The organism is Vibrio sp. 10N.222.49.C9, from assembly GCF_041474985.1.
GTDB lineage: Bacteria > Pseudomonadota > Gammaproteobacteria > Enterobacterales > Vibrionaceae > Vibrio > Vibrio crassostreae_C.
The window spans coordinates 1-385 of sequence record NZ_JBFRVD010000791.1; the positions used below are offsets into that span (position 1 = coordinate 1).

A 385-nucleotide genomic window follows, 5' to 3' on the forward strand; every position below is an offset into this window, starting at 1 on the left:
CCTCTGTCGCTTGCTGCAGATATTGCGTGGCTTGACTATTTTTGCCTTGGCGCAGTAATGACAGCGCAGCACTATAACGCAGTGCTCCCGAATTGGGTTGTGCCTTGATACCCTGTTCAAGGGTTGAGAACACTTGCACCTCTTTTCCTTGTACACGGTAAAGATCGGCAAGATTCACGTAGCTATTGGCAAAATAGGGCTCAACCGATATTGCTCCCTGATACTCTTTTAATGCCTGTTCATAATTGCCTTGTGCTCGATACACGTTTCCTAAATTAGTTCGCCCAAAACCTCTGTCAGAGTTAAATTCTTGTATCTCCATATACTCTTGTAATGGCTTGGCTAGGGCTTGTTTTTGCTGCTCATTTAACTCAGACCAATAGAC

The 385-nt window shown here is 44.7% G+C and carries 1 protein-coding gene; it reads right to left on the reverse strand.

What is annotated here, in order from left to right; all coding sequences use genetic code 11:
- Positions 1-385: tetratricopeptide repeat protein (locus AB4585_RS25625; RefSeq protein WP_372171597.1), on the reverse strand; the 385-nt coding region annotated here is incomplete at both ends.